25 protein-coding genes are annotated in these 23,264 nt (G+C 34.8%); 14 read left to right on the top strand and 11 right to left on the bottom strand.

Annotated features, from left to right (window positions below; genetic code table 11):
• Positions 1–140: 140 nt before the first annotated feature.
• Positions 141–332 (top strand): hypothetical protein, encoded by a 192-nt coding sequence (locus HGD76_RS25630; RefSeq protein WP_233466956.1) that lies wholly within the window; start codon positions 141–143, stop codon positions 330–332.
• A 14-nt stretch (positions 333–346) separates the two neighbouring features.
• Positions 347–1,123: an ABC transporter permease gene (locus tag HGD76_RS22375; RefSeq protein WP_168697074.1), complete on the top strand. Its 777-nt coding sequence runs from the start codon at positions 347–349 to the stop codon at positions 1,121–1,123.
• A gap of 85 nt (positions 1,124–1,208) precedes the next feature.
• Here HGD76_RS22375 and HGD76_RS22370 read toward each other — a convergent pair whose 3' ends face one another.
• Positions 1,209–2,546, bottom strand: a complete 1,338-nt coding sequence (locus HGD76_RS22370) for a helix-turn-helix domain-containing protein (RefSeq protein WP_168697073.1) — start codon at positions 2,544–2,546, stop codon at positions 1,209–1,211.
• A gap of 196 nt (positions 2,547–2,742) precedes the next feature.
• On the opposite strand from HGD76_RS22370, the gene HGD76_RS22365 reads away from it, so the two are divergent.
• Positions 2,743–3,924 (top strand): TRAFAC clade GTPase domain-containing protein, encoded by a 1,182-nt coding sequence (locus tag HGD76_RS22365; protein WP_168697072.1) that lies wholly within the window; start codon positions 2,743–2,745, stop codon positions 3,922–3,924.
• A gap of 27 nt (positions 3,925–3,951) precedes the next feature.
• On the top strand, positions 3,952–5,544 hold the full coding sequence (locus HGD76_RS22360; RefSeq protein WP_210967672.1) for a WD40 repeat domain-containing protein: 1,593 nt from the start codon (positions 3,952–3,954) through the stop codon (positions 5,542–5,544).
• Positions 5,545–5,571: 27 nt separating this feature from the next.
• Here the strand turns inward: HGD76_RS22360 and HGD76_RS22355 are convergent, their stop codons facing one another.
• The 7 genes from HGD76_RS22355 to aroA form a co-directional block, all read right to left on the bottom strand.
• On the bottom strand, positions 5,572–5,832 hold the full coding sequence (locus HGD76_RS22355) for a hypothetical protein (RefSeq protein WP_168697070.1): 261 nt from the start codon (positions 5,830–5,832) through the stop codon (positions 5,572–5,574).
• Positions 5,833–5,845: 13 nt separating this feature from the next.
• Positions 5,846–6,226, bottom strand: a complete 381-nt coding sequence (locus HGD76_RS22350; RefSeq protein WP_168697069.1) for a type II toxin-antitoxin system PemK/MazF family toxin — start codon at positions 6,224–6,226, stop codon at positions 5,846–5,848.
• Positions 6,220–6,447 (bottom strand): hypothetical protein, encoded by a 228-nt coding sequence (locus HGD76_RS22345; protein ID WP_168651846.1) that lies wholly within the window; start codon positions 6,445–6,447, stop codon positions 6,220–6,222. Before HGD76_RS22345 ends, HGD76_RS22350 begins: the two co-directional genes overlap by 7 nt.
• A gap of 36 nt (positions 6,448–6,483) precedes the next feature.
• Positions 6,484–6,648 (bottom strand): hypothetical protein, encoded by a 165-nt coding sequence (locus tag HGD76_RS22340; RefSeq protein ID WP_210967671.1) that lies wholly within the window; start codon positions 6,646–6,648, stop codon positions 6,484–6,486.
• Positions 6,649–6,731: 83 nt separating this feature from the next.
• Positions 6,732–7,109, bottom strand: coding sequence for a hypothetical protein (locus HGD76_RS22335; protein WP_168636440.1), 378 nt, complete (start codon positions 7,107–7,109; stop codon positions 6,732–6,734).
• 20 nt (positions 7,110–7,129) lie between these two features.
• Complete coding sequence (locus tag HGD76_RS22330) at positions 7,130–7,510, bottom strand: papain fold toxin domain-containing protein (protein ID WP_168636441.1); 381 nt, start codon at positions 7,508–7,510, stop codon at positions 7,130–7,132.
• A gap of 68 nt (positions 7,511–7,578) precedes the next feature.
• Entirely contained in the window at positions 7,579–8,928 is a 1,350-nt protein-coding gene (gene aroA, locus HGD76_RS22325; protein ID WP_168697068.1) for a 3-phosphoshikimate 1-carboxyvinyltransferase, read from the bottom strand.
• Positions 8,929–9,267: 339 nt separating this feature from the next.
• Here aroA and HGD76_RS22320 point away from each other — a divergent pair, with 339 nt between their 5' ends.
• Positions 9,268–9,780: a hypothetical protein gene (locus HGD76_RS22320; RefSeq protein WP_168697067.1), complete on the top strand. Its 513-nt coding sequence runs from the start codon at positions 9,268–9,270 to the stop codon at positions 9,778–9,780.
• Positions 9,781–9,886: 106 nt separating this feature from the next.
• Positions 9,887–9,988 (top strand): hypothetical protein, encoded by a 102-nt coding sequence (locus HGD76_RS26150; protein ID WP_325064845.1) that lies wholly within the window; start codon positions 9,887–9,889, stop codon positions 9,986–9,988.
• Here the strand turns inward: HGD76_RS26150 and HGD76_RS22315 are convergent.
• Positions 9,985–10,560 (bottom strand): thioredoxin family protein, encoded by a 576-nt coding sequence (locus tag HGD76_RS22315; protein ID WP_168697066.1) that lies wholly within the window; start codon positions 10,558–10,560, stop codon positions 9,985–9,987. The genes HGD76_RS26150 and HGD76_RS22315 overlap by 4 nt on opposite strands.
• Positions 10,561–10,801: 241 nt before the next feature.
• Here HGD76_RS22315 and HGD76_RS22310 point away from each other — a divergent pair, with 241 nt between their 5' ends.
• From HGD76_RS22310 to HGD76_RS22295, 4 genes are all read left to right on the top strand, one after another.
• Positions 10,802–12,415: an ABC transporter substrate-binding protein gene (locus tag HGD76_RS22310; RefSeq protein ID WP_210967670.1), complete on the top strand. Its 1,614-nt coding sequence runs from the start codon at positions 10,802–10,804 to the stop codon at positions 12,413–12,415.
• A 179-nt stretch (positions 12,416–12,594) separates the two neighbouring features.
• A complete protein-coding gene (locus HGD76_RS22305; RefSeq protein WP_168697065.1) occupies positions 12,595–13,620 on the top strand; it encodes an ABC transporter permease in 1,026 nt (341 codons plus the stop codon).
• Between the two features lie 278 nt (positions 13,621–13,898).
• Positions 13,899–16,964 carry an HsdM family class I SAM-dependent methyltransferase gene (locus HGD76_RS22300; RefSeq protein WP_168697064.1) on the top strand — a complete coding sequence of 1,022 codons (3,066 nt, stop codon included), beginning with the start codon at positions 13,899–13,901 and terminating at the stop codon, positions 16,962–16,964.
• 18 nt (positions 16,965–16,982) lie between these two features.
• Complete coding sequence (locus tag HGD76_RS22295; RefSeq protein WP_168697063.1) at positions 16,983–17,642, top strand: hypothetical protein; 660 nt, start codon at positions 16,983–16,985, stop codon at positions 17,640–17,642.
• A gap of 60 nt (positions 17,643–17,702) precedes the next feature.
• On the opposite strand, the gene HGD76_RS22290 is transcribed toward HGD76_RS22295, so the two are convergent.
• Positions 17,703–18,818: an ABC transporter permease gene (locus HGD76_RS22290; protein WP_148763660.1), complete on the bottom strand. Its 1,116-nt coding sequence runs from the start codon at positions 18,816–18,818 to the stop codon at positions 17,703–17,705.
• An 85-nt stretch (positions 18,819–18,903) separates the two neighbouring features.
• Between HGD76_RS22290 and HGD76_RS22285 the strand changes: the two genes are divergently transcribed.
• From HGD76_RS22285 to HGD76_RS22275, 3 genes are all read left to right on the top strand, one after another.
• Positions 18,904–20,070 (top strand): aminotransferase class V-fold PLP-dependent enzyme, encoded by a 1,167-nt coding sequence (locus HGD76_RS22285; RefSeq protein WP_148763662.1) that lies wholly within the window; start codon positions 18,904–18,906, stop codon positions 20,068–20,070.
• A 140-nt stretch (positions 20,071–20,210) separates the two neighbouring features.
• Entirely contained in the window at positions 20,211–21,284 is a 1,074-nt protein-coding gene (locus HGD76_RS22280; protein WP_168697062.1) for a glycosyltransferase family protein, read from the top strand.
• Between the two features lie 86 nt (positions 21,285–21,370).
• Complete coding sequence (locus HGD76_RS22275; protein WP_168651848.1) at positions 21,371–21,784, top strand: secondary thiamine-phosphate synthase enzyme YjbQ; 414 nt, start codon at positions 21,371–21,373, stop codon at positions 21,782–21,784.
• Positions 21,785–21,831: 47 nt separating this feature from the next.
• Here the strand turns inward: HGD76_RS22275 and rppA are convergent, their stop codons facing one another.
• Positions 21,832–22,524 (bottom strand): two-component system response regulator RppA, encoded by a 693-nt coding sequence (rppA, locus tag HGD76_RS22270; protein ID WP_015078169.1) that lies wholly within the window; start codon positions 22,522–22,524, stop codon positions 21,832–21,834.
• Positions 22,525–22,599: 75 nt separating this feature from the next.
• On the opposite strand from rppA, the gene hisG reads away from it, so the two are divergent.
• Positions 22,600–23,244: an ATP phosphoribosyltransferase gene (hisG, locus tag HGD76_RS22265; protein WP_168697061.1), complete on the top strand. Its 645-nt coding sequence runs from the start codon at positions 22,600–22,602 to the stop codon at positions 23,242–23,244.
• Positions 23,245–23,264: the final 20 nt, after the last annotated feature.

Raw genomic sequence — 23,264 nt, 5'->3', positions numbered from 1 at the left:
GCGAAGCATTTGGAAGGTAAATTATCGGTCATTGCCAAAAATAGTTCTCCAAATGCTTCGCCCGTACAGTTGTCAGTTGTTAGTAGGGGCGAAGCATTTGGAAGATAAATTATCGGTCATTGCCAAAAATAGTTCTCCAAATGCTTCGCCCGTACAGTGGTCAGTTGTTAGTAGGGGCGAAGCATTTGGAAGATAAATTATCGGTCATTGCCAAAAATAGTTCTCCAAATGCTTCGCCCGTACAGTTGTCAGTTGTCAGGATAAAGAAGGAAGAATTCAAAAGATTTCCCTGTTCCCTATTCCCTGTAATACGTAAAGTTTTCAATCGTTAAGAGGTAGACAAACTATGCCAGAGCTAATCAAATTGGATATGGTAGATTTGGCTTTAGCTATTGGTTTAATGGCTGTTGCCATTGGGATATCGGCGTGGGAGCAATTAGGACTAGAATTAAATTTAAGCGTAGCTACTGGTAGAACTATCCTCCAACTACTTGTATTAGGATACACTTTTGACTTCATTTTTGCCGTTAACAATGTTTGGGCGGTACTGGGAATTTTAGCAATAATTTTGACAATTACTGTAATTATTACTCGCAACCGCATCAGTCAAAAAATTCCACAAGTTTTACCTTTAGCTGGAAGTGCGATTTTTGTCAGCACGTCCTTAACATTGCTTTATACCAATTTTTTAATTATTCAACCAGAAAGATGGTATGAACCACGTTATATCATTCCTTTAGCTGGCATTTTGCTGGGTAATGCCATGAATGCAGCCGCCATAGCCGGAGAACGTTTAGTTAGTAGTATCAACCAATTTCCCACGGAAATAGAAACTCATTTAAGTTTAGGTGCAACTCCTGAACAGGCGATTAAGCCCTACCGCAAAGAAGCGATTCGCGCCGCAATTATGCCGACTTTGAATCAAATGATGTTGATTGGTATGGTAACAATACCAACTTTTACCAATGGACAATTATTAGCTGGTGTTGCACCACTAGAGGCTGTATCCTACGAGATTTTAATTATTTTTATGGTGGCTGTCACAAACTTATTAACAACTATTTTAATTACCAAAGGTTTATGTCGGCAGTTTTTTAATTCAGCAATGCAATTGGTTAGGTAATTGTCTGAATCAGGATGTCCAGGATTAAAGGATGAACAGGATAAATACAGGGATTTTATCACAAATTATCCATTACCAGATTCAACTAGATAACTAGCCCCGGATTTCTCATATATTCTTGAAAAACTGGAGATAATTTAAACAGAATTCTATCTTCTTTTATTTTCGTGACTAAATACCGTTGTTGTAAGGATTGTAAACCATTATTAAAATCAACTGAGGATAAATTTAAACTTTGTCTTAATTCTTCTCTGGAAATAGGGTTTTCAAATTTACTTAGTTCTAATACTATTTGTTGTTCTTGGGGTGATAGGTGGTGAAATGTCTCTTGAAAATGAGACTGCATTTGATTGGTAATATGTAAAGTATTTTCAGCTAAAAAATCAGCAACTTGATCATCATAATTTTTATTGATTAGGATACTAATACTTTTTAAATACAGTAAATTACCTTCATATAATTTGATTAATTTTAACCAACTATCCTTATTTTTTAATCCGGTATTTTTGAGAATTTCTGGATTATCTAAACCTGATAATTCTAAAGATTTAATAGGATATAGTTCTTCATCTAAACATTCCATTTCTGGACATTGTTCTTGACTAATTAATATGACGCTACTTTGATGTTGGGTTTCTGTAATCATTTTGAATAGGGTTTGATAATCTTGATATTCTGGTTGATATTTTCCCGCGAATTGACTAGGAATAAAGATATTTTGTAAATCATCAAGGATAATTAAACATTTTTTATTTGTGAGAATATCAAATAATTGTTTTAATTTATCATTTATTGTTGGTAATGAGTCTAATTTGTGATGTTTTAGTAAATCATCAAGTAATAAATTTAAAGATTGGGGGAATTTTAAACTTCTCCAAACTATAGCATCAAACTTTTGTTGATGTAAGTCTATAAATCTTTTAACGAGTGTGGTTTTACCAATACCGGATAATCCTAAGATTGAGATTAAATGAGTATTTTGATTTAATATCCAATTGGATAAAGTATCAATTTCCGCAGTGCGATCACAAAAACGATTAATTTTAGGAGCAATGGTTAAATCGTGATAGACTTGATCTTTAATACTTTGTTCTGTATTTTCAGAAGATTCTTTATTATTATGACAATAATGAATATTACTATTAACAATATTAACAAGCTGAGAATTAATAACTCTTTCTATAGTCCAACAAAAATTATGCTTATTAACATCTTCTCCTAAAGATTCTGATAAAATTTGCCATAGTTTACGTCCAACACTTCTAACGCGACTTTCGCTGCGATGACATTCATCTGCTATTGTTTCATAAGTTTTTCCATCATAAACTCCTGTAATTACAGTTTTTTGCAGATCATCTAAACGTTTTCCTGTTTTATTTAAGATCAATTGATCTGCAAATTGTAAAATTTCTGTAACATCCATAAAATTAAATCATGATAAGGTTTTCAGGAATTATAGCGTATTTTTACGCATCATTCTAAGCTATTTTAATACATTTCTTTAACAGTTCATTACAAAACACAGTATTAAACAGTCTTTTAGATAATAAAAAAAGATGATAGATATAACGTGGGGTAAAAAATCGAAAAATTACTGTATTGATACTTAGAGACAATTTATGCTACCAACTTATAATGTAGTTATTTTGGGTCCATCTGGTTCAGGTAAAACTGTGTTTTTAGGGAGTATGTATCATAAACTCTCAACACAGGGAGAATCAGGATTTTTCTTGGCGGTAGATGATGCTCAACGAATAATTCTAAATCAGATTTATACTGAAGTTGCTACTGGTAAAAAATGGCCAGAATCAACACAATTTGTCAATGGTATATCTAATTGGAAATTTACTTGTAAAATACAGACTCAGAAAGGTATTTATTCAGCTTGTCAATTTCAGTATACAGATTATTCAGGTGAAATACTAACAGAGGGAAAAGATGATCGTACACAAGTTGAAAAATTTGGTGAGACAATAAAAAATGCAGATGTTTTATTAGGTTTAATAGATGGTTCGCGGTTACTTTCATATATTAAGGGTGAAGAGTCAGGTAATATATGGGTAACTAAAGAATTGGCAAACGTATTGAATTTAATGCAAAATACAAATGAATCTATTCATTTTATTATTAGTAAATGGGATTTAATAGAAGATGAATATACCCTAGAAGAAGTTAAAAATCATCTGTTAGAAATAGAGCAGTTCCGCAATATTATTATGACTCGGAGTAATAATAATGGAAATGATAAAGGTGTTATTCGATTAATTCCTGTTAGTTCAGTTGGTAAAGGTTTTGCAGAACAACAAACTGATGGTAGTATGAAAAAAACAGGAAAACTACCTAAACCTTATAATATAGAATTACCTATAGCTTGTATTCTACCTGATAAGCTACAAGAAGAGTTAAGAAAAATGATTAATGAGGAGAAGAAAAAATCTGAAGAACAGGTTCAAGAAGTCAAAGCTAATTTAACTTTATGGGATAGACTCAAAAAATATTTTGGTAAAACTACTAAAACAATCCTGGAAATAGTAACACCTAAATTACCTCCCAAGTTTCAATTTTTTTCAAAGGAAATACTTACAGATATTATTGATTTTATTGATCAAGAATTGCAAACATCTGTATATGATAAAGAAATCGCAGCTAAAGAAAGAACAGAACAATTAAGAAATAAAAAAATAGAAGCTTTAGCAAAAATTGACAATGAGAAAACTGCTTTAGAATATTCTACTCGTTGTTTTTTATCGCTTGTAGATAAATTAGAATATGAACATCCAGACTCTAAATTAACCAATTAAATTAATTAGATTAAATCAAGAAGTTAAATGATGACAAAATATAGTATGGAAAAAATAGAAGGTTGGGTTTTCCTCATTAGTCGTAGTAAAAATCTTGGATTTAGAACAATAGTTGCACCTGATTTCATGTGTGATGCTAGAGTATCTAGTTTCATTGAGTCTGTTGCTGGAGGAAATGTAACAGAAGCTAAAAAAGCAATATGTCGTCAAATCCATAATTCTCCTGTGGGTGATTTAACGTTAGTATTTCGTGTAATTGAAACAACTTATAAAGATATGGGAATACCCGGAGATGGCATAATTAAAGATTCTTTCGGTAGAGAAATTCCATTTATTGAAGGTGTTGTTTTTAGGAATAAATTAACAAAAATAAAAGTTGATGAGGACATTTTTGCTAAAATCCATAATGACATTAAACACCCTTATCAAGCATTTTGGCAGTGGAGTAGTCCAAAAGCAACAATTCCTTCAAAATTACAAAATTTTGAAACCTCATCAGAATATTTTGAATTAATTATTCAAGAACCTTACACAAATTCTCCCAAAATTGAGGACAGTTCTCAGAAAAAATGGGATCTATTACATAAAATAAAACTTGATCATGAAATATGTGATTTTGATATTTCTACTCAAGGTACTTTTTTGGCTGTAAGATTTGATGATACTTGGCAAACATTAGCTAGAGTTCCGTTTGATGCTACAAATGGAGAAGATATTAAATATGATGATCAAAATAAATTAGAAAAGAAACATCAAATTTTTCCCTCAAAACTAATCAATAACATTCCTTTTGTTGGAGAACAAATATTAGAACTTGTACAACGAGCAGAACCAGGTATTTATCATCAAAGTCCTACATCAATTAATCAAAACGATTATATAGCAACGGGGATAGTAAACGGAGACATTAATTACATTAAAATATATGATCATAATTGCAAAGAAAAATATTCAATATTAATACAAGGTGGTAACAATACTAGAATTACTTCCTTATCATTTATAAATAAAGATTTAATTATTTGCGGTTGTAAAGATGGAACTATCCAATTGTTTAATTGGAAAACACAAAAAAATATTGATAATCAACAACACGGGATTGGTAAACAAATAACATCAATTACAATTAGTAGCGATAATAAAACTCTTGCGAGTTCCGACAGTGGAGGAAATATATGTTTTTGGGAAATAGTAGATTTAACTATATGTGAAAAACATGAAATTATGAATGCTCACAAAATACACAATGGCATGAAGATTAATTCGTTAGCATTTAATCCTGATGGTAAAATTTTAGCAAGTGTGGGTGAGGATAATTATCAAATAAAATTATGGAATCTTCTTGGTGAGGAAGTAGGTATTTTAGAAGAAGAAAATTCTAGTGATCTAGGTCATGATATAATTAACACAATTACATTCAGTTCAAATGGTAAGTTATTAGCCAGTGGTGACAATAAAGGTTATATTAAAATTTGGGATTTTATTAATAAAAAGTTACTTCCTTTTGATGAAATAAAGCAACATGATAGTGCTGTTACATCTCTTACTTTTATTCCAAATACTCAAATATTAATTAGTGGTAGCAAAGATAAAACTATTAAATTTTGGCAACAAAGATAGTAAGTACATTTGTATCTCACAAATATTTCATGACAATTTAAACTCCTCTAAATCATCATAAACACCTTCTGAATCTATAGTTAAAGGAGTATCTTTTAAACATCCTGATGTTTCCTCAAAAAAATTAGCAGGCCAACCTTTTCCTTTTGGTTTATTGTCCTGTTGAAAATCATCACTATGTTTTAAATTAATAGTAATAGTTAAATCAGCATTAACCATATTTACAGGAATATCTAAATGTAATATTCCATCTTCACCAACATGAGAATTTAAAGTTATTGTTTCCATATAATTATTTATTTCAAAGTTCATCAATAATTTTTTCTGTTTTGTTAAAATTAATCCCTAAAATTACAGATAATGCTTGTTCTAATTTAAATAAATAATCATCTTCTAAATGACCAATAATTTTGTTAATTCTTAATTTATCTATTACTCTAATTTGCTCACATAAAATAACTGAATCCTGTTTTAAGCCCCCAGTATTAGCGGGTATAAATACATGAGATGTTAAAATAGTTTGTCGAATTTTTGAAGTCAAAGGTACAATAATTGTATGAGGACTAACTTTATTAGCTTGATCTATTTGTACAATTACAACTGGTCTAATTCCTGCCTGTTCTGTTCCTCTAACTGGATTAAGATCACATAAAACAATATCTCCTCTTTTTATATCTACCACTTAATTTCTCCTTTTGCCAATCTATCTTCATAATCTTCTAAATTAGAAAGATAATCATTAAAATCAGATTCAGCTATTTCTAAAGATTCTCCGACATTTGGATATAGTTTTTCATAACCATTAAATAATTTTCTTTTAGCTAATTGCTCAAATAATAAATATTTTTCTTCACCAGAAAGAGACTCAATTGATTCCACAATTTTATTGATAGTTTGATTCATAAAACATCTCCTATTGTTTATGGTATTGATATTATATCACAAACCACTTAACCTATCCCCTAATAAATTTCCTTTTTGTAATTCCGTAGTAAAAAACTGAGTATCAGAGCGAATATTTCGATACTTTTTGGCTAAATATTTTAAATTCTTCTGATATTCAGGAGTTAAATCAATATTAATTAAGAAAGACTCATTCTGCATCAATTCCTTCCCACATTTTTTCTAAAGGTATTCTTTTTCCTCCCTGCAATTTGGGTACGAGTTATGGAAGCGATATAATAGTATTATTTTCCTACTGTTACAGTCAGTTTATCCAACTCTAAAATTTCATTCTTAAATTGTTCCAATAATTGAAAAAATAAATCACAAGCTAATTTTTCATCCTCTACTTGAGACAAAATAATACTTTCCCAACCTTCAGTAGAATTAATTTGATATTTTCCTTGTATCCATTTCTGAAATTGAGCAAATTGTTTTTCTTGTTGTGTTAGTTGTAACCCTAACTCACCTCTGGACATACTGTAACCCATCAATAACATTTTTAACCGAGTTATAGATACTTTTCCTAAATACATTCCTGGGCGTTGTTTAATTCTAGTTAATAACTCATAGAGATATTCTTGACTATTTTTATTACCATTAGCGATAGTTATATCTAGCATAATTTTCTCCTGAATATTGATTAAAAGTTTTCTTCAATGACTATTAACTCTTGTCCTAAATGAATTTTACCAAAAAATTGAAAATTAGCTAACCATTCTACCTTTGCTACTCCTTGAGGATGATGATTGTCAAAAACAATTTCTATCCCATCTATTATAACCATAACTCCTTCATGATATCCTGTTTCTGAAATGGCATCACCTCCAATACTATCATCATAAAGAAAACAATTACGATAATCTAAATCAGCTTGTGTATTAATTGTAATTAGTTTGCCTTGGATTCCTACCAGTTGTAAATAGTTTTTTATAGCTACAGCACATTGAACACATTGTAAATTAGCATAACTGTTAGCTATTTCTGCTAAATATTGTTTTTGTTTTAGTGTTAAATACTTCATTCATTTTTAAATTTACTACTTAATTTCTCCTTTTGCCAATCTATCCCCCTTTACCCTGTCCCTAAAAACTATTGACAAATTTCCCGTAATGTGATTGTGAAGTTGGGATAAGAAATAGCAGCAGCTTCAGCGCGGTGAATGGTAGTTGTACCAGTAGCGTTGAGGGCTGCGATCGCTAAACTCATGGCAATGCGATGATCTGTATGGCTATCTACTTCCGCACCGACTAAGGGAGTACCGCCGGTGATTTCCATCCCGTCGGGTAGTTCGGTGATTTTTGCCCCCATTTTATTGAGTTGTTGTGCCATCACGGTAATGCGATCGCTCTCTTTGACTCTTAACTCCTCCGCATCCCGAATAATGGTTGTCCCCTCAGCAAAAGCCGCTGCAACTGCCAAAATGGGAATTTCATCAATTAACCTGGGAATGATATCACCAGCAATCGTACAGCTTTTTAAACCACCGGAACGGACACGGATATCAGCCACAGGTTCTCCCGCTACTTCCCGTTGATTCTCTAGTTGAATATCTGCCCCCATGAGTGCCAATGCTTCTAAAATCCCCGTGCGGGTAGGATTCACACCGACATTTTCGACTACCAAATCTGAACCAGGAACGATCGCCCCCGCAACCAACCAAAAAGCCGCTGAACTGATATCACCAGGGACAATTACAGTTTGTCCGTAGAGTTTCGCCCCACCTGTGATCGTGACGCTATTGCGGTCTGGATCTATACTTAATTCTGCGCCATAAGCCCTTAACATTCGTTCACTGTGATCCCGTGATAAAGCGGGTTCAGTAACGGTGGTTTGTCCTTGGGTGTTTAAACCCGCGAGGAGAATGCAGGATTTAACTTGAGCCGAAGCGATGGGAGAATGATAATGAATGGGCTGGAGGGCTTGTCCTTGAATGGCTAGAGGTGCTAAGGTGTTGCCCTTGCGTCCCCAAATTTGCGCCCCCATTTGTTGCAGTGGTTTGACGACACGGGACATAGGACGCGATCGCAAAGAACTATCACCAGTCACCGTGAAAAATCGCCCTGGATGGGATGCTAACAATCCCAACATCAACCGCATCGTTGTTCCAGAATTACCCGCATCCAAGACGTTTATAGGCTCTTGAAAATTGCCTAAACCGATGCCTTTGACTTTGACTAATTCTGTATTTAATTCCGAAATTTCCGCACCTAACGCCCGAAAACAAGCCGCAGTGCTACGGGGGTCTTCACCTAACAGCAGTCCTTGAATTTGAGTTTCACCTTCAGCAATTGCACCCAACATCAAAGCGCGATGAGAAATAGACTTATCTCCAGGGACTCGGATACGTCCCTGCAAAGACAATTCAGAGGCAGGGCGCTGAATAATTAAGTGATCAGAAGAGTTTGCTTGAGTTTCTAAATTAATAACAATAGCCGACATTAGGATACAATGACTTTTGAATAGAATAAAAGCTAAACAGCGACTTAATTGTCACTATTCACTTCCAATTTAGTATCCTACCGCTTTTTGGCAACTATAATCCTTCTTCTGGTAGATAGCAGGTGACAGGTAATACCATATTGAATGGTTTAGATTAACAAATCAAAATATTTGCTAACGATGAAGCAGGTTTTACTATTTATTAGATATCTTGCTTAAATGTCTTGTGTTTTGTTGCTTCTACCAAAAACGTCAGCCGTAACGTTAAATAATAGGCAAAACTGGCAATTTAGAAAATCGCTAAACTTTTACTCTTCATTTTTAATCCCTCACACTCTCATGCTAACTCACCACCGCAAACCCGTATGTTTATCAATGATTTCCACCGACTTACCAATTTGGTCTGTGGTTGACACTGCTGGAACTTTAATTCAAAAGGATACAGATAAATTTCATTTACTATTAACTGCACCACCTCTTATTAGTTGTGAAGTAGGCAGTTATTTAAATCCAGAAGATACAATTTACCCAACTAAAAACAATTTTTCTCCTCCCAGCAGTCCCAGAATTTTATGGCTGGAAATTTCATCTCGGCGGTTAATTATGACAATGCAAGGTAATGCACAAGTCAGTTACCGTCACTTTTGGGAATTAGGTGTTTATGGCATTAGTCGTTTCTGGTTGCCAAATGAATCATTACAACCCCATCAATCTATCCGTTTGCGTAATTTTACCAAAAGTTTTACTCTTAGCGGGCATCCTTTTCCAGAGAATCTCCGTTTAGAATACGAATTATGGACAGGAAAAATCCAATTAGGGCGTTATATTCTCAATTTGGAAATTCAGCATTAAAGGGAACAGGTGACAGGTGACAGGTTACAGGGGGTAGGGGAGGGGGCCGGTGACAGGTTACAGGGAACAGGGAACAGGGAACAGGTAAGAGTTTTACCAATTACCAATTACCAATTATCAATTACCAATTACCAATTACCAATTACCAATTACCAATTACCAATCACCAATTACCAATTACCAATTACCAATCACCAATTACCCTTAATAACTAGGATCATTACCTGATTTCCATTTGATATTGCAACCAATACTGGGCTTTTGTTCACTTGTCACAGGTTGATTATTTAAGACTGCGGTAATAGCTGCTCTTAAATCTTTACCTGTAACAGGTTGATTATTACTAGGACGACTATCATCTAATTGTCCACGATAAACGAGTTTTCTATCGCTATCAAATAAAAAGAAATCTGGTGTACAAGCTGCTGTATATGCTTTTGCCGTTTCTTGGGTTTCGTCGTAACAGAAGGTAAAATCAAACCCCAGTTCTATAGCCATGTCTTTTAATGATTCTGGGGCATCATTGGGATAATTTTTAGCATCATTAGCACTAATGGCAATAATCCCTAAGTCACTGTTGCTGTAATCTTGATCTAATCTGGCTAATTCTTGTTGAATATGCTTAACAAATGGGCAGTGACGACAAATAAACATGATTAACAATGCTTTTTTATCGGCAAAATTATCAAGAGAAATTATTTTTCTAGATACTACTTCTGGTAGATGAAAATCTGGTGCTTTCGTGCCTAGAGGCAACATTGTAGAAGCTGTTAAAACCATAATTTATTTAATGCTTCGATCAGGATTTTTTTAATAATAGAATAATCCATCTTCATTTAGGAAAATTACCAAATTCAAATACATAACTTAATAAAAAATTTGAGTATATTATGAGTTATGTAATTAAGTTATGGGAAAAAGATCAATATTCCCTCTTCCCTGCTATAATGACTGACCGTTGATTGAAAATACTTTAATAATGATCACTTGGTGTTCCTTGCTAATTAAACAATGGGGTAGGATGACAAAATTCCTATCTTTGTTCTGTCTTTGTCTATTATTGGTTGTTAGTTGTACTCCTAAACAGCAAACAAATACACCACAGTCTAATACTATAAATACTCGGACGGGTGATGGTCGGATTACCGTAGGGACAACGGAAAAGCCAAGAACTCTTGATCCTGCTGATGCGTATGAATTGGGATCTTTGAGTTTAGTATTTAATATGAGCGATCGCCTGTACACTTATGAACCAGGTAGTACAGAAATTAAACCACAATTGGCCACAGCATTACCAAAAGTGAGTGCAGATGGTTTAACTTATACTATTCCCATTCGCAAAGGAGTAGTATTTCATGATGATACTCCCTTCAATGCCAAAGCAATGGAGTTTAGTCTGCAACGCTTTATCGAAAACAAAGGTAAACCGTCTTTCCTGCTTTCTGATACCGTAGCTTCAGTTAAAGCCACAGGGGAGTATGAATTAACAATTAAACTGAAGAAACCCTTTGCAGCTTTTCCTTCATTGTTAGCATTTTCTGGAGTCTGTGCGGTTTCACCAAAATCCTATGAAATTGGGGCTGGAAAATTTAAACCGAATATTTTTGTGGGGACTGGTGCTTATAAATTAGCCAAATATGGAACTGATTCCTTAAAGTTTGATGTATTTGATAAATATTGGGGAACAAAACCAGAAAACAAAGGTGTAAATGTCCAAATTCAAACCAGTCCAGTCAACTTATTTAATGCCTTTAAAACTGGTGCAATAGATGTGGCTTATCTATCCTTACAACCAGATCAAATTCAGAGTTTAGAAGCAAGTGCGAAAAAGGGAGATTGGCAAGCTATATCTGCTCAAGGTAGTGTAGTTACTTATCTGACTTTAAATCGCAATCAAAAACCTTTAGATCAAGTAGAGGTGAGACAAGCGATCGCATCATTAATTGATCGTAAATTATTAAATGATCGGGTATTATTATCACAGGCTGATCCGCTTTACAGCATGATTCCCACAACTTTCAATGTTTCCCAACCATTGTTTAAAGATAAATATGGTGATGGTAAATTTGCAGAAGCCAAACAATCCTTAGTCGCTGCTGGTTTTTCCCAAGAAAATCCGGCCAAAGTGCAAATTTGGTATCCTGCAAGTTCAATGACTCGGAGTTTAGTCGCGCAAACCTTAAAATCCCTCGCTGATACTAAAATGGATGGGATGTTGCAATTTGAAGTTAAAACCGTCGAAGGTGCAACTTTCTATAAAGAAATTTCCAAAGGTTTATATCCCAGCACCTTAACTAATTGGTATCCAGACTTTTTAGATCCAGATAACTATGTTCAACCATTTTTAGCCTGTGCCAAAGGTTCAGTTGCTAAAGGTTGTGAAGAAGGAGGCAGTCAATCTCAGGGGTCATTTTATTATAGTGAAGCTATGAATAAACTCATAGATCAACAACGCAAAGAACAAAATCCTGAAACTCGGAAAAAAATATTTGCCGACATTCAAACCCAAGTATTAACTGATGTTCCCTACATCCCTTTATGGCAAAGTAAAGATTTTGTATTTGCTCAAAAAGGCGTAGCCAATATCAATCTTGATCCTACCCAAAACCTAATTTACAAAACAATTAAAAAGTAGTATCAATACCGGGTAATTTCTCTCTCATTCTCTCGTTCCCAGACTCCGGCTGGGAATGCCATTTAGAGGCTCTGCCTCATATAATTAACAAGAGGCAGAGCCTCTAGGCTGCATTCCTTGTCAGAGACAAGGAACGAGGTTTTAGGTCGATTTCAATTTTGAATTTTTAATTAATAAATATGTCTCGTTCTAAAGCATTACAGTATTACATTTTTTCCCGGTTGCTATTTGCGCCATTGCAACTATTCACTATTATCACCATTGTTTTTCTTTTACTTAGAGCTACGCCAGGAGATCCCGCAGATGCTATTTTAGGAGGAAGAGCGCCAGAAAGTGCAAAAGAAGAATTAAGAAAACAACTTGGTTTGGACTTACCAATTTGGTTACAATATCTCAATTATTTAGGTAAATTACTGCAATTTGATTTAGGAACTTCTTTAACCAGTCGCGGGCAAAATGTAGGTGAAATAATTGGTCAATATTTTCCAGCAACCGTAGAATTAGCATTTGCGAGTATGGCTGTGGCGCTGATTGTTGGCGTTTTAGTGGGAACTATTTCCGCTTCTCATCCGGGAACTGGTTTTGATATTGGGGGGCGTTTATTTGGGATTATTACCTACGCACTACCGATGTTTTGGGCAGGTATGTTATTACAATTAGTTTTTTCAGTTCAATTGGGTTGGTTTCCCAATTCCAATCGGTTTCCGCCCAATCTTCCTGCACCTACAAATATTACTGGTTTATATACAATTGATAGTTTATTGACTGGAAATTTAAGTCAATTTTTTACAGCTTTACATCATTTAGCTTTACCAAGTTTAACTTTGGGAATTTTATTAAGTGGTATTTTTGAACGCATTGTCAGAGTTAATTTAAAACAAACTTTAAAAGCTGATTATATAGAAGCGGCTAGAGCGCGGGGAATTTCTGAAAATAAGATTTTAGTTTCCCATGCTTTAAAGAATGCCTTGATTCCTGTAATTACAGTATTAGGATTAACATTTGCTTCCTTATTAGGTGGAGCGATTTTAACAGAGGTGACATTTTCCTGGCCAGGGTTAGCAAATCGTTTATATCAAGCTATTTCCGACCGAGATTATCCTACAGTTCAGGGTGTGTTAGTATTTTTCGGGGCAATTGTTGTGAGTGCGAGTATTTTGATTGATATTCTTAATGCTTATGTAGATCCGAGAATTAGATATTAAATATCTTCAAAAAATTATTTATTCCGTCGTGCGGGCATTATGCCCGCTTTTTTATCTAAATTTTAGTTACTTTACAGTCAAAATCACACCCAATCATAATACACTATGTCTAACTTTTGTATTTATAACCATTTATTAGTTAGAATAAGATGTTGACTTGCTATACATTGCCTAGTATTATTGTTCTATATTTAGGCGTTGCCATGTATTGAACAAAAATTTTTCATAAGTTCATAAGTTTAGTGTATTAACTTAACTAAGTAAGAGGAGGATTTCTTTTGCAGCTAGAACAGGTCTTAAATGTACTTGACTATGCTCAGTCGCCAAACTACTGCGATACTAGTGTTAAACACGACATATCGACGGAGCATATATTTCGTGCTGCGAAAAAAGCTGGTGTAAAGGGAACTTATGTTTTTCGCACTAGTCCTGCTAGTGATGAAATTTTGCCTGTTAGACCCGCTGTTCATGTTGCAGAAGCCAAAACACCAGAAGAAGCTAGGGATATTCATCGCAAACTCTGGAATCTTGGTAACGCACCATTTTTAATAGTAGTTCTTCCCAATCAAATTAGAGTTTATACAGGTTTTGATTATGACCAAGAAAATAAAAACAAAGGCTTAATAGATACAATTGATTCTAATATTGCTAATATTCAAACTAAATTAGATTATGTTTTTGCTGAATCAATAGATTCTGGTAGGCTTTGGCAAACTCAAGCTAAATATCTTATTCCTGAAAAACGCGTAGATATACATTTACTAAACAACCTAGAAAAGTTAGGAAAGCGACTAGAAAAAGAAGGAATCGACCTCTCAGTTGCTCACGCATTAATTGGTAAATATGTCTATATTCGCTACCTTTGGGATAGAGGAATTCTATCTAAACAGTGGTTAGACGAAAATAATATTATTCTAGATACTGTACTTGGTCGTAATGCAACCTTAGAAGGATTACGTAAGCTAGTTGAGGCATTAGAGAGCCGTTTTAATGGTGATATATTTCCTTTACCATTACAGGGTAAAAAAGCACCAAAGGACGAAATAGTATCCTTGGTAGCATCTGTTTTTAAAGGAGATGATCCTATTTCAGGTCAGCTTCATCTTGATTTTGATATATATGACTTTTCTTATATTCCCGTGGAAACATTATCATCAATCTATGAGCAGTTTCTTCATGCACAAGGTAAAGGAAAAAAAGTCGGTGCTGTTTATACACCTGAACCTGTAGCAGACTATTTGCTATCTGAAATTCACTATACTAAACCTCTTGAAAGAGGAATGAAAATTCTTGATCCTTGTTGTGGTTCGGGAATATTTTTAGTCCTAGCTTATCGTAGATTAATTGAAATAGAATTAGCTAAGACTTCAAATAAAAAAATAGATGCTAAAGAATTACGAAAAATTCTACTTGAAAGTTTTTATGGTATTGAGCGAAATATTGATGCTTGCTATGTAGCAGAATTTAGTTTAATTCTAACGATGCTCAACTATATTGAGCCGCCAGATTTACATAAGCATAAAGATTTTCAATTTCCTAAATTACATAATTACAGAATTTTTGAATGTGATTTCTTCGATAATGAATCTGAATTTTTTAAAAGTAATTTAAAGTTTGATTATATTGTAGGTAATCCACCCTGGATAGAACTGAAGCCAGAGACAAAGGGTGAAGAATTAGCACGAACTTGGATTAAAAACAATTTTGTTAATCGGCCAGCTACAGGTAACAGAGTTTGTGAAGCTTTTACTTGGCGAGTAACTGATCTACTAGATGATGAAGGTTGTGCAGGTTTACTTATACACGCCAAGAGTTTATTTAACCATGAGTCTGAAAAGTACCGTAAACACTTTTTTCAGCAACATGAAGTTGTACGAATTACTAACTTTTCCAATTTGGCTTATGTCCTATTTGGTAAAAGGGGAGAAGCTCCTGCTGCAACTGTAGTTTATAGCAAAGCTAAACCAGAACAAGAAAAACCACCGATTATTCATTATTCTCCTTTTGTCATTAATCAAATTTCTAATCGATCTTGGAAAGCAGATAAAAAAAATTCAACCTGGATAATCACTATTAATGAAAATGAAATACAAACTGTTTCACCTGATGACGCAGAAACTGGAGAAGCTATAGTTTGGAAACTAGCTTTATGGGGTAGCTACCGGGACAAAAGAGCTATTAAGCGTTTACGCCGATTATTTACAATTAATTTAGGTGAATTAATTGAAGAAAAAGGTTGGTATCTTCATCAGGGATTAGAACTTAGAGATGGTTCAATTTTGCACAATCAAGAAAGTGATTCCATAGATGAAGCTTACTATCTTAAAGGCTTAGAGATACTTAATGCCAATTTAATGGCACAATCGAAGAATCGCTTTTCAATCCCGGAAGAATTTTTACGATTAATTCCACCGGAAAAGTATTTTATAAGAAAAGGTAGAATAATAGGCTTAACCGTTGCCTATGCTCCACATTTAATTCTATCTCCTAACTACTTTATCTATAGTGATATTAATTTTGTCATTCCCCATCCTAAAGTTGGTTTATCTGGAAGTAAATCAGATGCTGATTTATTACGCGCTCTTTCAGTTTTTCTGAGTTCTAGTATCAGCAAATACTACTTATTCTTTCAAAGTTCATCATGGGGTATCGCCAGAAGTTTTATTAGCCATAAAGATATCAAAAATATTCCTATCCCTAATTTATCCTCAGACCAAATTAGAGAATTATCTCGACTTCAGAAAGAACTAGCTTCTTCTGAAATGGCTTTTTATCAAGAATCTTTATCAGTGCCAGAAAATGTTGATATGCTACTGCAAGAAAAGCTTGATAAAGAATTAGAGAAAATAATTAAAATTCCTAATGATATAAGCATTTTAGCAAGAGATTTTTGGCAGGTTCGATTTAAGCTGAATAATGGTAAAGCAGTTAATTCAGCGACTGAAAAGCCTAGCCAAGAAGCCATAACAGATTATGGTCAATGTTTGGTAAATGAATTAGATGATTTTGTGGATGATCCTGCTCTCCATCATCAGATTTCAATTGTTCTTTCCAATGAAATGATTATTTGTACGGTCGGAATCAAAAAATCAGATAAACCTATAACCGTTACTATTGAACAAGCCAATGAAAGTTTCTCATCTTTCTTAGAAACAATCACTCCAAAGCTGAAACAGCAGTTTAGTCAATGGGTTTATATTCAACGCGGTATATCTATAATAGATGGTTCAAAAATTCATATTTGTAAAACTCCACGCTTGATTGATTGGACAAAAACACAAGCGTTAAATGATTCTGATGATATTATTGCTGAAATACTTTCTCTCAGGGATAAAAATTTATGATAATGGAGCAATAAATTAATGTCAAAAAGCAGTCCTGATGTAGATTTAATTGTTGCTTATGATCCATCTTTTCGTAGAAATGCACATCAGCTACTTGCTTGGGGTTATGAAGATGCTCGACCGATTATTAAACCTACATTAGAAGAAACAGATATTACAGGTTTTATAGCTGAGAAAATAGACAAAAGACTTGGTGATCCTGATACACCACCTAGATTTGTACGCTACTCTATAGCAGAAGATCAACCAGTAGTAGGAGAAGGACGTACTGGAAAATCTAGACGTAGGGTTGATCTTGTAGTTGAATGCACTAGGGGTAAACCACGTAAAAAGTATATTTTTGAAGCAAAGCGTTTGCGTAAACGGGGATATCCCATAAGTAAATACACAGATAAAGAAGGATTACAACAATTTATATTTGGAACTGCTTATGCTACTCAGTATCCAGAGGCGGCTATGATTGGCTACATTCAAAGTGATAATTATGAATATTGGATTGGAGAACTTACTAGAAAATTTACTGAATCTAACAATGGCCTTTCTATAATAAAAGAATTGACACAAGTTGAGGTTATTGCTTCTTTACCCAATGAGTTGGTGAGTCAACATGATCGCTCCACAGGAAGTCCAATCACTGTCTATCATATTCTCCTTGATTGCTCTGAAATTTCCATCTAAAAAAAGAGAGTTTGCGATCGCACTATCAAGATAAAATAATTGCGATCGCTTGTTCATAAATTACCTTTGCACACTACGAGGGTCAAGAGCGTCACGTAAGCCATCACCTAATACATTAAATGACAAAACGGTGATAATAATTAGAATTGCTGGTGGTAGAATTAGCCAAGGTTGTAACACTAAAATAGAAGCATTACTAGCTAAAGAAAGCATATTTCCCCAAGAAGGATCTGGTTGTTGAATACCTAAACCAATTAGACTTAATACTGCTTCTGCTCCAATAAAACTAGGAATTGTTAAAGTAGCAGAAATAATAATGTAAGTTGCAGTTTGTGGTAAAACATGACGAACAATAATATAAATAGGATTACCACCCATTACCTTTGCTGCTTGCACAAATTCGAGTTCTTTGATTGATAATACCTGTCCGCGAATTATCCTCGCTAAACCTGCCCAACTAATTACAGAAGTGATGATAATGATTAATAAAAATCGCTGAGTGCTGGTTAATTTTGGACTCAAAATACTTGATAATGCTACTAATAAATAAATACTCGGAAAGGTCATCAAGACTTCTGCTAAACGCATGATGATACTATCAATTATTCCGCCAAAATAGCCGGAAATACCACCAATAAGCAATGCCAATGGATAGGTAATGATAATCCCGAAAATACCAATAAACATACTAATTCGACCACCATGTAACAAGCGACTAAATTGGTCGCGTCCTTGTTCATCTGTTCCCAAAATATTCAATTTTGCGTCACCAATAACACCAAACAAATGCCAATTTAAAGAAATACCAGGGATAATTGTGACTTCCTGCCATTTTGGAGGTAGGGAAATACTCAAGTTAAATAATTGATATTTTGTCCCAGTCACAAATAATCGTAATTGTGAAGGTTTTGTCTGATCTATAATTATTTTTCTTTCCCCGGTTTCTAAGTTAGTATCGCCTTGTGTTGTAGGATATACGTGGGGTCCAATAAACTGCCCTGATTGAGATACCCAATGAATCTGAGTCGGTGGAAGTAGTGAACCGTTCGGTTGTGAATCATAAGGGTTATAAGGAGCGATAAAATCAGCACCAATCACTGCTAAATACAAAGAGAAGAGGACAATTGCCCCAGTTCGTGCTAGAGGGTTTTTGTTGAGTCGTTGCCACCAATTCATAGTTTTTGATGTAAAAGTTAATGTTGATTAATTGTTGATAAAAGTATATATCAATAGATTAGATCAAAAACCGCAAACCTATTTTATGAATAACCTACATCATCATCGCTCACAATTTCCCGCTTTAAGTAATAAAATTTATTTTAACTACGGAGGACAGGGGACAATGCCTCAAGGGGCTATGGATGCTATTAGCCAATCTCAGGCACATATTCAAAGTATAGGTCCTTTTGGGAGTGAGGCGTATAGTTGGATTGCACCGCAAATACAAGCCAGTCGGGAAGCCATTGCATCTACATTAAATGTACCAAGTGACACAATTACTCTCACAGGTAATGTCACGATAGGTTGTAATATTGCGATGTGGGGGATTGATTGGCACGCAGGTGATCATCTGCTTCTTTCCGACTGCGAACACCCTGGAGTAATTGCTACAGCCCAGGAAATTGCCCGCAGGTTTGGGGTAGAAGTTACCATTTGTCCCTTAATGGCTACTTTAAATGAAGGTGATCCTATCAGTATTATTGCTGAAAATCTCCGTCCCAAAACTCGCTTAGTAGTTTTAAGTCATGTTTTGTGGAATACTGGTCAAGTTTTACCTATTGATAAGATTGTCGAAGTATGCAGAAGTAATAATTCGCTGTTATTGATAGATGCGGCTCAATCAGTGGGTGTGATTCCTTTAGATTTAACTGCTTTGGGGGTAGATTTTTATGCCTTTACTGGTCACAAATGGTTATGCGGTCCTGCGGGTGTGGGTGGTTTATATGTGCGTCCTGAAACGAGGGAAAGTTTGCACCCTACCTTTATTGGTTTGAGTGGGATAATTACTAATAATCAAGCCCAACCGACGGGTTGGCAACCAGATGGACGCAGATATGAAGTATCCACTTTACCAACTTCATTATATGTGGGTTTAAAGCAAGCAATTACAATTCATGAACAATGGGGAACAGCACAGGAACGATATGAGCAAATTTGCCAAAATAGTAATTATCTTTGGCAAAAATTAAACTCTTTAGCTAATGTCAAATGTTTAAAGAATTCACCTCCAGAAAGTGGATTAGTTTCTTTTCAAGTAACTAATCAACCTAGTTTTAAATTGGTGCAATCTCTAGAGTCTGAAAATATCTTAACACGAACAATTGCCAATCCTAATTGCATTCGGGTGAGTGTTCATTATCTAACTTTAGAGTCGGAAATTGACCAATTAATAGCAGCAATATCAAGTAGGTTGGGTTGTGGAACGTGAACGTATCCCTGCGGGACACTGCGTGAACGCGGAGCAATGGCTTTGGGGAAAACCCAACAAAACAAATGATTTTTAATGTTGGGTTTTCTTGCATCAACCTAACCTACACAAATACTTTTTAACCTTTTTCTTTTGAAATCATGGACAGACCAATTATATATATAGCAATTACCAATCACGGTTTTGGTCATGCTACCCGCACAGCTTCCATAGCTAACACTATCCAAAAATTATGTCCTGAAGCGTTATTAATTCTAGTTACTACTGCACCTCGCTGGTTGCTGGAATCTTATATGGAAGGTGATTTTATTTTACGTCCACGGGCGTTTGATTTAGGTGTTGTTCAAGTTGATAGTTTGACAATGGATAAATCAGCAACTTTGGAAAAACTACGAGAAATTAAAAAAAATCACAAATCCTTAATTGCTTCAGAAGTTAATTTTATTCGTCAAAATCGCGTTAATCTCATTTTGGCAGATATTCCTTTTCTCGCTGCCGGATTTGCTGAAGCTACAAATATCCCCTGTTGGATGATTAGTAATTTTGGTTGGGATTTTATCTATCGAGATTGGGGAGGAGAATTTACAGAAATGGCTGATTGGATTAGTGATTGGTATGGAAAATGCGACCTTTTATTTCGTCTTCCTTTCCATGAACCTATGTCAGCATTTACCAACATTACAGATGTAGGCTTAACTGGTGGTTTTCCCCATTTTTCTATTGATAAATTACGCACCAATTGGGGAATAAGTACACCTCCAGAAAAAACAATTTTACTAACATTTGGGGGTTTAGGTTTACAAGCAATTCCCTATACAAATATCAACAAATTTCCCGATTGGCAATTTATTACTTTTGATGCTTCAGCCCCAGATTTACCTAACTTAATTAAAGTTACAAATCGTCAATACCGTCCTGTAGATTTTATGCCAATTTGTGGCAGAATTATTTCTAAACCTGGTTATGGGACATTTTCAGAAGCCACCCTTTTAGATGTACCAGTAGTAACTATACCTCGTGATGATTTTGCCGAAGCTGCTTTTATGTTAGCAGGAATTACTAATTACAATCATCATCAAATTCTCACAGTACCGGAATTTTTTCAGGGAGATTGGGATTTTCTTTATCAGTCACCCCAACCACCGAAGCAAACTAAAATCATTGATAAAAATGGCAATGAAACAATAGCTAAAGCTGTGATAGATTATTTGTAAGTATTCAGATCCCCTACTTCTACCATTGATTCATTATTTATTGATATCATTGAAAAATTAGTCGGGGATATTACACCATGAGGATTATGACCCACTACCAAAAACTATTAAGAGTTTCCACCCATGGAAAATCATTTCACAATATTACCGCCAAAATTGAAGCTATTGTTGCTGAATCTGGTATAGAAACTGGGCTTTGTAGTTTATTTTTACGTCACACCTCAGCTAGTTTAGTAATTCAAGAAAATGCTGATCCTGATGTATTAGTTGATTTAGCTAATTTCATGGCCAAAATAGTCCCAGAAGGAAACCATTACATTCATGATGCTGAAGGACCAGACGATATGCCAGGACATATCCGTACAGTTTTAACCCATACCTCCGAACAAATTCCCATTAATCGTGGTCATTTGGTATTAGGAACATGGCAAGGAATCTATGTTTGGGAACATCGTCAACAGAATAATGTGAGAGAGTTAGTAGTTCATATTTCTGGATAGATTTAGTATATCAATCAGAATTAAATTGTGATCATTTATGTCCTGGTTTATTCAATTCCAGTCGAACCAAAACGATAACCTTTACCATAAACAGTATGAATCATTGGTGTTTTACCCACTCCTTCTACCTTGCGACGCAACAGACGAATTAAAGCCGCAATCACATTACTATTAGGTTGTTCCTCATTTTGCCATAAATGCTGCAAAATTTGACCATGCGTCAGTAATTTTCCAGCATTTTCCATGAAGTATTGTAACAACTGACTTTCTTTTTGAGAGAGTTCTATGATTCTCCCATGACGATAAGCTATTTGATTTTCTATATCAAGTTCCAAATCGGCTACAACTAGCTTTCCTGTGGTGCTACTATAAGATTCTGTACCAGTACGACGTAACAAAGCCCGGACTCTTGCCAGTAATTCCCGCAATTCAAAAGGTTTGACTAAATAATCATCAGCGCCCGCGTCCAAACCTTGTACACGGTCATCTAGGGTATCTTTTGCCGTGAGAAATAGTACAGGAGTTGTTTTACCTTGACGGCGTAATTCCTGACAAATATCTAACCCTGTTTTTCCCGGTAACATCCAATCTAAAATCAGTAAATCATAACTGCCTATTTCTGCCAAATTACTGCCACTTGTCCCATCATAAGTAGCATCAACACTATAACCTTCACGGGTCAAGAGACGACTTAAAGGGTCAGTTAGCTCAACTTCATCATCAACTAATAAAATTTTCATTCTGTTGCTAATGGCAATATAGATATATTCTCAATATAGTGAACTGCAAACACATTAAGAATACCAAAAAAAAGAATGTTAACTGTTGCAATACCAAAAGGGGGACTACTTGAACCTAGTCTCCGCATATTACAATCTGTAGGATTAGATTTTAGTGCTTTCTTAGAATCAGGAAACCGCCAATTACAAATTACTGATGCTAGTGGACAAGCGAAAGCCTTATTAGTGCGAGCGCAAGATGTGCCTGTTTATGTAGAATATGGTCAAGCACAATTGGGAATTGTCGGCTACGATGTTCTCAGAGAAAAACAGCCCCAAGTCGCCCAATTAGTGGATTTAAAATTTGGATATTGTCGAATGTCTGTAGCTGTAAAAGCGGCTAGTTCCTACAAATCCCCGTTAGATTTACCTGCTCATGGTCGAGTTGCTTCTAAATATGTAAATTGTGCGCGAGAGTATTTTCAAAGTTTGGATTTACCGATAGAAATTGTCCCTTTGTATGGTTCTGTGGAATTAGGTCCAATTACGGGAATGTCAGAAGCAATTGTTGATATAGTTTCCACGGGAAAGACTTTAAAAGAAAATGGTTTAATTGAAATTGCGACTTTGTATGAAAGTACAGCCCGGTTAATTGTTCACCCTTTAAGTTATCGGTTAAATACAGGTAATTTAGATAAATTAATTGCACAAATGCGGTCAGAAATGCTCACCACAGCTTAATTAAATCTTATATCTCCGAC

The sequence above is a fragment of the Dolichospermum flos-aquae CCAP 1403/13F genome, from assembly GCF_012516395.1.
Lineage (GTDB): Bacteria > Cyanobacteriota > Cyanobacteriia > Cyanobacteriales > Nostocaceae > Dolichospermum > Dolichospermum lemmermannii.
This window is presented reverse-complemented; position numbering and strand designations above follow the sequence as displayed.

What these genes read in the sequence shown, in the direction of transcription:
- HGD76_RS22280 (WP_168697062.1), top strand. Translation starts at nt 20,211, where the DNA reads ATGGACAGACCAATTATATATATAGCAATTACCAATCACGGTTTTGGT.
- HGD76_RS22375 (WP_168697074.1), top strand. Translation starts at nt 347, where the DNA reads ATGCCAGAGCTAATCAAATTGGATATGGTAGATTTGGCTTTAGCTATT.
- HGD76_RS22370 (WP_168697073.1), bottom strand. Translation starts at nt 2,546, where the DNA reads ATGGATGTTACAGAAATTTTACAATTTGCAGATCAATTGATCTTAAAT.
- HGD76_RS22290 (WP_148763660.1), bottom strand. Translation starts at nt 18,818, where the DNA reads ATGAATTGGTGGCAACGACTCAACAAAAACCCTCTAGCACGAACTGGG.
- HGD76_RS22340 (WP_210967671.1), bottom strand. Translation starts at nt 6,648, where the DNA reads ATGCAGAATGAGTCTTTCTTAATTAATATTGATTTAACTCCTGAATAT.
- HGD76_RS22315 (WP_168697066.1), bottom strand. Translation starts at nt 10,560, where the DNA reads ATGGTTTTAACAGCTTCTACAATGTTGCCTCTAGGCACGAAAGCACCA.
- HGD76_RS22295 (WP_168697063.1), top strand. Translation starts at nt 16,983, where the DNA reads ATGTCAAAAAGCAGTCCTGATGTAGATTTAATTGTTGCTTATGATCCA.
- HGD76_RS22360 (WP_210967672.1), top strand. Translation starts at nt 3,952, where the DNA reads ATGATGACAAAATATAGTATGGAAAAAATAGAAGGTTGGGTTTTCCTC.
- HGD76_RS22310 (WP_210967670.1), top strand. Translation starts at nt 10,802, where the DNA reads ATGACAAAATTCCTATCTTTGTTCTGTCTTTGTCTATTATTGGTTGTT.
- HGD76_RS22335 (WP_168636440.1), bottom strand. Translation starts at nt 7,109, where the DNA reads ATGCTAGATATAACTATCGCTAATGGTAATAAAAATAGTCAAGAATAT.
- rppA (WP_015078169.1), bottom strand. Translation starts at nt 22,524, where the DNA reads ATGAAAATTTTATTAGTTGATGATGAAGTTGAGCTAACTGACCCTTTA.
- HGD76_RS22365 (WP_168697072.1), top strand. Translation starts at nt 2,743, where the DNA reads ATGCTACCAACTTATAATGTAGTTATTTTGGGTCCATCTGGTTCAGGT.
- HGD76_RS22305 (WP_168697065.1), top strand. Translation starts at nt 12,595, where the DNA reads ATGTCTCGTTCTAAAGCATTACAGTATTACATTTTTTCCCGGTTGCTA.
- HGD76_RS22345 (WP_168651846.1), bottom strand. Translation starts at nt 6,447, where the DNA reads ATGAATCAAACTATCAATAAAATTGTGGAATCAATTGAGTCTCTTTCT.
- HGD76_RS22275 (WP_168651848.1), top strand. Translation starts at nt 21,371, where the DNA reads ATGACCCACTACCAAAAACTATTAAGAGTTTCCACCCATGGAAAATCA.
- HGD76_RS22330 (WP_168636441.1), bottom strand. Translation starts at nt 7,510, where the DNA reads ATGAAGTATTTAACACTAAAACAAAAACAATATTTAGCAGAAATAGCT.
- hisG (WP_168697061.1), top strand. Translation starts at nt 22,600, where the DNA reads ATGTTAACTGTTGCAATACCAAAAGGGGGACTACTTGAACCTAGTCTC.
- aroA (WP_168697068.1), bottom strand. Translation starts at nt 8,928, where the DNA reads ATGTCGGCTATTGTTATTAATTTAGAAACTCAAGCAAACTCTTCTGAT.
- HGD76_RS22285 (WP_148763662.1), top strand. Translation starts at nt 18,904, where the DNA reads ATGAATAACCTACATCATCATCGCTCACAATTTCCCGCTTTAAGTAAT.
- HGD76_RS25630 (WP_233466956.1), top strand. Translation starts at nt 141, where the DNA reads ATGCTTCGCCCGTACAGTGGTCAGTTGTTAGTAGGGGCGAAGCATTTG.
- HGD76_RS22320 (WP_168697067.1), top strand. Translation starts at nt 9,268, where the DNA reads ATGCTAACTCACCACCGCAAACCCGTATGTTTATCAATGATTTCCACC.
- HGD76_RS22355 (WP_168697070.1), bottom strand. Translation starts at nt 5,832, where the DNA reads ATGGAAACAATAACTTTAAATTCTCATGTTGGTGAAGATGGAATATTA.